This is a genomic window from Enterobacter cloacae complex sp. P17RS (assembly GCF_014895885.1).
Lineage (GTDB): Bacteria > Pseudomonadota > Gammaproteobacteria > Enterobacterales > Enterobacteriaceae > Enterobacter > Enterobacter bugandensis.
Genome location: NZ_JADBQK010000036.1, coordinates 1 through 844, shown reverse-complemented (window position 1 = coordinate 844; position 844 = coordinate 1). Strand labels below are relative to the sequence as shown.

Annotated in this window: 2 protein-coding genes; both read left to right on the top strand. The window is 39.3% G+C overall.

What is annotated here, in order from left to right; all coding sequences use genetic code 11:
• A partial coding sequence (locus tag IM265_RS21325; protein WP_193056020.1) for a M23 family metallopeptidase occupies positions 1-555 on the top strand: 555 nt, incomplete at its 5' end.
• Positions 556-568: 13 nt separating this feature from the next.
• Positions 569-841 (top strand): hypothetical protein, encoded by a 273-nt coding sequence (locus IM265_RS21320; RefSeq protein ID WP_193056019.1) that lies wholly within the window; start codon positions 569-571, stop codon positions 839-841.
• The last annotated feature ends 3 nt before the right edge of the window (positions 842-844 follow it).

The window sequence follows — 844 nt, the reverse complement described above, 5'->3', positions numbered from 1 at the left end:
GCTCCAGCTCCAGCTCCAGCACAATGGCATAATCCTTTGGGTATTTGTCTCATCAGAACTCGTGGGTTACCCAGTTCTAAAAGTGCAAGTTTCGGATGGTGGAGAACTGCACCTGATGGACATCGTTATCAGCATCAAGGTGTGGACATACAAGCAGAACCAGGAACACCTATATATGCTGTGGCGGATGGACGTATAGCTTTTATTGCTAATCAGGGTGTCCATGGGTATGGTCTGCAATTATCTCTTGTCGTCCAGACAAATGATTTACCACAAGAGAAGATAATTTTATGTTCATACAACGGGCGTGAACTTAGTAAAATCTATTTTTTCTATGCTCATTTATCTGAAATACATTCTGGACTCGTCAATGGGGTATCCGTGAAATGTGGGGATCTTCTTGGGAAAACTGGATGTACTGGTAATGCAAATGGAATGACTAGTGTAGCTACAGGGGCCCATCTTCATTTTGAGGTACGAACAACAGAAAGATCTCCCGGAATAATTAATCACCTTGACCCTACACCATTTATTGATGGATTTGATTATCCTTAGTTGAGGAGGAGTGATGTTAAAGATTATTAAATGGATAATATTCTTTCTCTTAGCAAATATTGTTAAATCTGATTGGTTAGCAATTGCCGCTTTAGATGAATCTTTTTTTCGAAGCGAGCAGCAACGCATTGATCAGGAGTATAGAGATGATCATGTTCGTTATAAAAATGAGCAGAGTCATCTCCCGGACAGACAACGAGACAAACGACTCTATACCAATGAGTACTGGCTAGTATATAAAGATCAAAATTTATGGATAGGATTTTTTGAAGCTATAAAGATATAAGTA

Coding starts and splice junctions, on each gene's coding strand:
- IM265_RS21320 (WP_193056019.1), top strand. CDS start 569: ATGTTAAAGATTATTAAATGGATAATATTCTTTCTCTTAGCAAATATT.